The sequence below is a fragment of the Streptomyces sp. VTCC 41912 genome (assembly GCF_045799175.1).
GTDB classification, from domain to species: domain Bacteria; phylum Actinomycetota; class Actinomycetes; order Streptomycetales; family Streptomycetaceae; genus Streptomyces; species Streptomyces albulus_C.
Genome location: NZ_JBJMAB010000053.1, coordinates 39,373 through 47,036, shown reverse-complemented (window position 1 = coordinate 47,036; position 7,664 = coordinate 39,373). Strand labels below are relative to the sequence as shown.

The 7,664-nt window shown below is 67.1% G+C and carries 9 protein-coding genes; 3 read left to right on the top strand and 6 right to left on the bottom strand.

Annotated elements, in window-relative coordinates; genetic code table 11:
* Positions 1-313: 313 nt before the first annotated feature.
* Positions 314-850, bottom strand: coding sequence for a hypothetical protein (locus tag ACJ6WD_RS38010; RefSeq protein ID WP_407617532.1), 537 nt, complete (start codon positions 848-850; stop codon positions 314-316).
* A gap of 695 nt (positions 851-1,545) precedes the next feature.
* Between ACJ6WD_RS38010 and ACJ6WD_RS38005 the strand changes: the two genes are divergently transcribed.
* The 3 genes from ACJ6WD_RS38005 to ACJ6WD_RS37995 all read left to right on the top strand — a co-directional run bounded on the left by ACJ6WD_RS38005 (position 1,546) and on the right by ACJ6WD_RS37995 (position 3,975).
* Positions 1,546-1,743 (top strand): hypothetical protein, encoded by a 198-nt coding sequence (locus ACJ6WD_RS38005; protein ID WP_376436521.1) that lies wholly within the window; start codon positions 1,546-1,548, stop codon positions 1,741-1,743.
* Between the two features lie 442 nt (positions 1,744-2,185).
* Positions 2,186-2,761 (top strand): transposase, encoded by a 576-nt coding sequence (locus ACJ6WD_RS38000; protein ID WP_407617533.1) that lies wholly within the window; start codon positions 2,186-2,188, stop codon positions 2,759-2,761.
* 275 nt (positions 2,762-3,036) lie between these two features.
* Positions 3,037-3,975, top strand: coding sequence for a bacteriocin fulvocin C-related protein (locus tag ACJ6WD_RS37995; protein ID WP_331247360.1), 939 nt, complete (start codon positions 3,037-3,039; stop codon positions 3,973-3,975).
* On the opposite strand, the gene ACJ6WD_RS37990 is transcribed toward ACJ6WD_RS37995, so the two are convergent.
* The 5 genes from ACJ6WD_RS37990 to ACJ6WD_RS37970 all read right to left on the bottom strand — a co-directional run bounded on the left by ACJ6WD_RS37990 (position 3,972) and on the right by ACJ6WD_RS37970 (position 7,657).
* Entirely contained in the window at positions 3,972-4,109 is a 138-nt protein-coding gene (locus ACJ6WD_RS37990) for a hypothetical protein (protein ID WP_407617531.1), read from the bottom strand. The two genes, ACJ6WD_RS37995 and ACJ6WD_RS37990, sit on opposite strands and share 4 nt — an antisense overlap.
* Positions 4,110-4,183: 74 nt before the next feature.
* Positions 4,184-4,744 (bottom strand): hypothetical protein, encoded by a 561-nt coding sequence (locus tag ACJ6WD_RS37985; protein WP_407617530.1) that lies wholly within the window; start codon positions 4,742-4,744, stop codon positions 4,184-4,186.
* Between the two features lie 202 nt (positions 4,745-4,946).
* Positions 4,947-5,477: a hypothetical protein gene (locus ACJ6WD_RS37980; RefSeq protein WP_407617529.1), complete on the bottom strand. Its 531-nt coding sequence runs from the start codon at positions 5,475-5,477 to the stop codon at positions 4,947-4,949.
* Positions 5,478-5,483: 6 nt separating this feature from the next.
* On the bottom strand, positions 5,484-6,182 hold the full coding sequence (locus tag ACJ6WD_RS37975) for a DNA/RNA non-specific endonuclease (RefSeq protein WP_233661714.1): 699 nt from the start codon (positions 6,180-6,182) through the stop codon (positions 5,484-5,486).
* Positions 6,179-7,657 (bottom strand): PrsW family intramembrane metalloprotease, encoded by a 1,479-nt coding sequence (locus ACJ6WD_RS37970; protein WP_407617528.1) that lies wholly within the window; start codon positions 7,655-7,657, stop codon positions 6,179-6,181. The genes ACJ6WD_RS37975 and ACJ6WD_RS37970 overlap by 4 nt, the downstream gene beginning before the upstream one ends.
* Positions 7,658-7,664: the final 7 nt, after the last annotated feature.

Sequence of the window (7,664 nt, the reverse complement as noted above, 5' to 3'; positions counted from 1 at the left end):
GTCAGCCCCATCTCCTCCATATCCGTGGGATAGCACCACCAGACGGGCCGTCAACCCCAATATCAAGCCTCAGTAGTGGCTCGTGAGCCGCCGCCCACCGCAGTCCGTCCTGCGTCGTGAAGACACCCATCTCCTCAAGGCGCTGCCGTGCCCAGTCCAGCGCATCCTGAATGTCCTCATCCACCGGCGCGCTCTCCCCCATGGCTCCCCTACTCCTCCTCTTTTTCTCCGGTGTTCGTGTCATCCGCGACGCGGCGCCCCCGAAAGGGGCTGGATCGTACGCGGGCCTGGCCGCCATACCCCCGGTGCCGTCTCATGTCGCAGCCGTGGCGTCCGGCAGGCCGCTCTCGGGATCGGTGATGTCGGCGAGGTGGTCGACGAGCCATCGTTCGAACAAGCAGATCTGCTTGTCGACAACAGGCAGGATGCCGCAGTTCATGAGGAGCTCGCGCAGGTGGGAGGCGGCTCGCCAGGGCTGGAGGGTATGGAATGCCTCGTGGGTGAGCTCGCTGTCTCCGCGGCCGAGCCGACGCAGCAAGTCGCCTGCGGATCCGGTGCGTCCCTTGCGCGTGTAGAGCCAGGTCAAGCCGGACAGCGGGTTGTCCATGGTGAGGAGCGAGTCGGCCAATGGGATGAGCTCGGGGCGAATGCGGCCGGTGCCGTCGTCCAGGAGCTCGGCAAGCCGGTCGGCGAAGGTGCATCGCGTGCACCACCGTTGGCCGTGCAGTTTGCCCTCGAAGCCGCATCGGGAGCACTGGTGGGAGGTGGTGAAGCCTGCGCAGGCCGGGCAGATCGGTCGCCGGGCCGCAGGCCGGGAAGTGTGCGGTCGATGCCGCAGCCGGGGCAGCATCCACACACTCGGAGGGCCTTGTCGTGGCAGGTGCGGCAGACGTGGCCGTCGGGCACCGCGGCTCGGTGGACTTCACCGCCGTCCGCCGGCCCTGGCTGAAGGAGACCGCGAACGCTGGTCCCGCGACACCCTGGCCCGGGTACGCTCCCGCAGCACGTCCTCCCATGCCCGCCAGCACCTGACGTCCCTGGCCTTCCTGTCGCGCAGTCTCGACGCCGCCAGGACCACGGCACGGACACAGCGGCCCTGGGGCGGGCGGACATCGAGAACTACCTCAACCGGATGACGTTCCTGGAAGCCAACGGCCGCATCACAGCCGGCACCCGCACCAGCTACGTCCGGGCCGTCTCAACACGGCCAGGGCCCGCTCCAGCAGCCCGATGTCGTTGTCGATGGTCACCGGGCTGAACCCGCGGGCCCGCCACGAGGCGACGAACGCGTCGACGCACGCGGCCTGGAACTGCCCCGGGTACGTCGACAGGGTTCTTGCAGGACAGCCCCACCCGCGATGAGCCGCAGTCTCGCCTCGGCCACCGGCACACCTTCCTTGCATCTGAACGGTCAAGGCAGCACCTTGAAAACCTGGGTGCCACCGCGAGAACCAACGAGGACCCCAGGAAGGGACTGTAAGTAGAACGGTCCTGTCTCCCTTTCAGTGGTGACGGAGAGTCGTGAGGGACCTTAACATCGGTGTGATGGATGTCAACGAGCTTGTGCAGACGGAGTTTTCTGGTCTGTCTCCGCTGGTCATCGGGGGCGTGGTCGGCGAGTGTGAGCGGATCGTGGTGAGGGCGCGAACTCCGCAGGGCTTCTCGGTCTGTCCGGTGGTGGGCTTCGTCGGAACGCGTGCACGGCTATCGCTGACGGACAGTGGTCGACGTGCCGGTCGATGAACGACGGGTAGCGGTCCTGCGCGGGTGCGGCGTCTGGTGTGCCCCACTCACGGCTGCCGCCACACCTTCCGCGAACAGGTGCCTGGGATCCTAGAGCGTCACCACCCCCTTCGACGACTTCGATGCCCCGCGGGCGATCCGCAGCGAGGACCTCAAGTGGCTCGACGCCCGCGGTTACAAGCGGTGGCTGGACCCGGGCATTCGCGGCATGGATCTGTCCGGGCGTCCGCACCGGTGGTGACGCGGTCACAGCCGGCGGGTGACGGCGAACCCGACTGCGGGAGGCGGCCGCCCCACTGCCGGGGCCGGCGGCCAGCTCCGTCCGGGGGTCGGCCAGGTCGCCGATCCGGCCGTGGCCGCCAGCAGGGCATGACGAGGCGTCGGCCGCCCGGGCCGACCAGCAGCGTCTCAGTCACAGCACCGGGAGCCGGTCCGTTACCCGCTGCCAGAACGCGAGCGGCTCCACCATGCCGTCGAGCCGGCCGGCGCCGGGGGCAGGACCTGCTCCCCCTGCTGGCAACGGCGCGGGGCCAAGCACCGCCCCTGCCCACTGCTGAGACGACTGGCGGCCCGCTCCGGCGGGCAGGCGGCAGACACCAGGACAACCAGCCGGGCGTGCAGCCGCGCATCCGCAGCACCGACCCGCCGGCCACACTCACAGCCACTCGCCCGACTGCGCGTTCCACGACACCGTGGCCGGCCCCGCACCAGGCCCGAAGTGGCACTGGCCGACGAGGCATACTCCTCCCGCACGGTCCGTGAGCATTTGCGCGAGCGCGGCATCTGGGCCGTGATCGCCGTCCCCGCTGACCAGCGGGGCCACCGGCTGCGTCCGGGCAGCCGGGGCGGCAGGCCACCGGCCTTGAACCGCAGGATCTACACGCAGCGCAACACCGTCGAGCGGTGCATCAACCGCCTGAAGCAGTGGCAAGGCATCGCTACCCGCTACGAGAAGACCCCATCCATCTACCTGGCCGGACTCCACATCGCAGGCATCTACCTCTGGTCCGCTCGGTGATCCAAACGAAACGCGGTCATCACTCATGCGTAAACCGAGTTTGTCCATGCGCATTGGCTACGGAGGTGCTCCTGGCGTAAGCGTGTCCTGTGATTGCGCAACGTCTCGATTCTCGTCGAAATGATTGACGCTTCCAGACGCCTCGGTAAATAATCTCCCCTCGGACAGGCCCAAAGCGCACAAGAGTTCAGAACAGCGTGCTACGGCTCGGCGTGAAAACCCACACCGGACGGGCACCATGGGGCGGGTTGCCACACAAACATGGGGTGAGGATCGTGACCGAGTGGGTATTGGCATTCGACACCGACTGCCGGTTCTGTAAAGAAGTGGTAGAGCGGGTTCGTGGGTCCGTCGATGAAACGTTGACCACCGCAGGGCTCACGGAACCCCGTATTCGCGGCCTGCGCGCGCGTGCCCTGGGGGAAGGGGCCGAGTGGGCCCCGACCCTGTTGGCAGTCGACGGCGACCAGGTGCGGGCCTGGACTGGGACCGCACTGTCCTTGCGCCTGGCGCGGCTGCTGGGGCCGTCGCACTCACTGCGGGTGGTGCGCGCCCTCCGCGACCTCGATGTGCTGCGTTCCCCGAGCCGCCGAGGAGTCCTCCGGGCCGTCCCGGGGCTGGCCTTGGGAACGTTCCTGGTCACCGGCGGCCTGGCAGTCTCACCCGCGCAGGCTGTGTCCCGCGCCAAGGGCAGTAAGGCATCACGATGGGTGAAGGCCAACCACGACCGACTTCCCTCCGGCTATTCCGAGTTCGCCTCCTACCCCGCGGACTATCGGCGCGCAATTTACGGCGCGCTGTCCGCTTCGGCTCAGAGTGATCTGTGGGTGGCGCACTTCGCGAACTACCGCAAGACACACCCCGGTCTGTCGGCCGAGCAGTCCGCCGTCCTGGACGACGCGACGCGGCTGGCACCTCAGATCATCGCGGGGCGCCGGCAGGGAACAGCCCTACAAGGGCTGGAGACGGCGGCTGTGGCGGCGTTCGGCGAGAGCGGGGCGCAGGCGGTTCTCATGACGTTGGGCCCTGCAGATACGCAGAGCGTGGCGCCTCGGAGCGACCAGAGCATTCAGGTACTCGACTGCAATTCCCAGTGCGCAGGGACGGGAAGCTGCGATACGACGTGTTACGCCTCACCGTATTACTGCAACTGGACCGACCGCGGTTGCGGTCCGCTGTGGCTGGGACCGTGCAGCGGGTTCTGCGTCCCCTAGGTGTCGGTGTGGGCGATCATCACGATGGCGGCGCAGGCGACGACCGCCTCGTGATGGCCGGCCCCGTCGACCACCGCGGCGCACACCCAGTCCCCGCCGCCGCTGAACGTGCTGACCGTCCGCGGCGCGTCCACGGGGCTATTGGATTGTCGCGGCTGAGTTTTGCGACAGAGAGCCCTTCAAGAGCTTCGGCAGGGGTCATCCCCACCTACTCCCGGCTCCTCTCTGATGCCTTGACACGGAGCGTGATGACGGCTCCGAGGAACACGACGCCGCCGATGCCCACCAGGAATTTGTCGATGGTCAGCGAGGTCTCCATGCTCTGCTTGCTTCGTTCATAGCTCCAGCGGTCGTCGCTGGTCGCCGATATCTGTCCGGGCCTGACGGTGACGCAAGTCTGGCCGGGATGCATCTCCCTGCCGTCGCACATGGGTACGGCATCCGGGTTATGCAGTATCACCAAACCACCGAATGTGGCGGCGACCAGGCCAACTGCGGCGAGAACCCGCAGAGTGACTTTCAAGGCTTTCGGCACTGTTCCTCCTGTCGGATGGCGTGCGGCCGTGAAGGCCGCAACGTCGCGTGCGGCACACCACAAGGTGATCGGAGCGTGGCCGCGGCGATGAAGCTTGCATGGGCGACTTCGCGGCAGGCCGGGTGGGTTATGCATTGGTCGGTGGATGTTGACGGGTCGGAGCGTTGCCGTCATGGGATAGATCGTGTCCAGCCGTGGCCGCTCGATCGAGGCAAGGGCCTGCGCTTCAACCACTCCCGCAGCACGGGCCGTTGCTGCTCCGGCCAGAGAAACCCTCAAGATCCTCGGCATCAGGCATCGCCTCCACTGGGGGTAGACCCGAGCCCAAGACCTCGCCTCCCAAGACCGCGCAGGCGCGGCGAACAGGCCGGGATCGCCCGCAGCCCGCGCTCGCCGGCCGATGCGGCTCACTGCACTCGAAGCTCAGGAATCTGGCTCAAATCCAGGGACTGTATTGGACGGTGGGTTCTTCGTCAGGGAAGTCGTCGGGGAACACCTGGCTCATCAGCCTGCCGCGCAGGACGCCCAGCAAGTAGCTCTCGGGGGGGCCCTCGTACAGATCGTATTCGGGGCCTCGCCCGATCACGGTGAGGACCGCCCACCGATCGGGGTCGGGGTGGGGGATGAGCAGAAGCATGTCGGCATTGTCGGTACCGCCCCACCGGATCACCTCGGCGGTGCTGGTCCCTCGGTCTTCGAGGAGACGGTGGAGGTGAGGGCGGGTCTCTGTCAGGGTGTGCCGGGCGGCCAGGGTTCGAGCGATCAGGTCGGCGTTTTCGTTGTCGGCCCCGGCGCGGTAGACACGCAGAAAGTCGTCGAACTTCGCGCCGCCGAAGGTATTGAGGAACTTCTTGAAGGGCGGTGGAAAGGTTGTGTGAAGGCTCTTCTCCGCGCGTGCCCAGTCGTTGAGCACAGGCTCGTTGTCACCTGTGTAAGGCAGGGAGGCCAGAAGGTCGAGATCGGTCACGTTTGACTACCTCTTGTTGATGATGGTCTGGTCTATGTCCAAGCCGGGGCCGGTGGCCTTTATATGGACCCCCGCGGGCACCTGGTCGTTCGGCTGGCGGTATACCGGGGTCGCGGAGTACTCGACACTGCCGTGATCTCTGACGGTTTCGTAGATACGTTCTTCCAGCTTCTCCATGACTTCGTTGTTGGCCGTGTCATACATGATCACGATGTTGGCGGGCGAGCGGCCGTCTCCTCCCAGACTTCTGGCAAGGAGATGACCTCGAGTGTGCCCAGCTGCTTCCCCCTGCCATCCTGGTGGTTTGATGCGCCGTGATGCCTTGGTTCCAGCGTCCAGCATTCCGCGGCTGACCGTTGTCTCGACCCCCGTGGCCCGTCCCAGGGTGTCCAGCGGCTTGGCATACGACGGGGTCGGCTGGGCTACTGGGCCTGCCGTCCGCCCACGGACAGCACTGGCCGCGGCAGCAGCCGCAGTGACAGCGGCCGCTCCGGCGGCGACCGTGCCCGCACCGGTCTTGGCTTGTTTGCCGCACGGATCACCCGCGGGCGGTTTGGGTGTGGGCAGTTGTTTCGCGTTTCCGCCATCGTTGTCGTAGCTGACGTCGGCGCAGGCGGCGGAGGCGGGCACTGGCAGCAAGAAGAGGAACGCGAACAGGACGCCGGACAACGCTGTGACGCACCTCAAGAGCGTGCGTGTGGTCATGTCACCGCCTGGGGTCGGCGCGGGGAGGTCGTGGACGGGCAGGGTTGGTGTTGGACGCTGATGACGTGCTGGCGGAGTGTGTGTTCGTCGGGTGTGGTGGGGTCGTATTCGGCTCGGCTGCGGTGCCAGCGGGCCATGCCGAGGCGGAGTTGGGCTTGGTGGAGCCGGCCGAGGTGCTGGTAGGCGGTGATGCCGCCGTGGCGCAGCGCCTTCAGCCGGAGGTAGAAGCGGCGTGCCGGGTGGAGCAGCACCGGGACGTCGTCTTGGGTCACCGCTCCGTATCCGGTGGCTGCCTCGGCGGCGAGTTCGACGGCGAGGGCGGCGGCTTGGTCGCGTGTACCCCGTCGGAGCAGCAGCAGGTAGAGCAGGACCAACGGGCCTTGCAGCACCAAGAACGCGAGGGGGGTGAGGACCAGGAGGTCGACGGTGGGGCTCGGGTCGAACCATTCTTGTTTGCCCCGGCTGTAGGCGCTGATGAAGACGTCGTTGGCGAAGTGGGCGGCGATGGCGATGCCGAAGCCGCAGCTGATGGCGATCCGGCGGGTCCGCTTGTCCCGCAGCTGCCGTGCGATGCCGAAGCTCGCGCCTATTGCCGCGGTGAACGCCATGTGGGCGGCCATCAGGCCCAGTGACTGGCGTAGGAAGTACTGCGTGGAGGCGCTCGCGCCGTCGTGCAAGGCCATGTACTGGGCGCTTTCGACGAGGTTGAAGCCCACGCCGGTGGCCGCCCCCAGGACGATGCCCGAGACTACGTTGTCGACGTGCCGGCGCAGCAGCAGGAAGGCGATGGCGACTCCGGCTCCCTTGCCCAGCTCCTCGAAGACGCCTGCGGAGACCACGCTGCCGGACATCACCTGGAGCTTGGTTCTTGCCAAGTCCACGAGCGTCAAGGCGCCATTGTCGGGTGAGAGGTAGTTGTAGGCGTAGTCGGTCCACCACTGGTTCATCGAGCCGCCGAACCCTGCACCGACGACCGCACCCCACCCTGCTGTGGCCAGCAGGGCCGGCACGGGGAGTCGGGAGAAGCGCTGCATGCGGTGGACCAGCCAGAGGGCGTAAGCGGTGCTGGGCAGGCAGAGCAGCAGGTAGGTGATGTTCCGGGTGAGGGTGTCCAGCATCCACACCGGGTAGGGCAGCAGTAGGACCACGGCTGCCGCTGCCTGCCAGTGGGTTCGCTGATGCCCGGTGCGCCGGCTGAGCAGCCAGAAGGCCGAGGCGGCGGGCAGGCTCAGCACGTAGCACCAGAAGGAGACCCTGTACCAGCCGAACGGCGGGGAGGGTTGCCCTTTGAGGGGTGGGTTCAGCCAGCCGACCAGCGCATGGCCCTCCTCGTATCCGAGGTGGGGACGCAGGATGTCGATGATGACGTGGACGGTGTAGACGGCCGACAGCGTCACGGCGACGAGCAGTACCGCACGCATCCGGGTGTCCCGACTGTCGGCGGCCGTCGGGGCTGGAGGAAATGCCTGGCTCACGACGTCC

Coding starts and splice junctions, on each gene's coding strand:
- ACJ6WD_RS38010 (WP_407617532.1), bottom strand. CDS start 850: ATGCTGCCCCGGCTGCGGCATCGACCGCACACTTCCCGGCCTGCGGCC.
- ACJ6WD_RS37975 (WP_233661714.1), bottom strand. CDS start 6,182: ATGACCACACGCACGCTCTTGAGGTGCGTCACAGCGTTGTCCGGCGTC.
- ACJ6WD_RS38005 (WP_376436521.1), top strand. CDS start 1,546: ATGGATGTCAACGAGCTTGTGCAGACGGAGTTTTCTGGTCTGTCTCCG.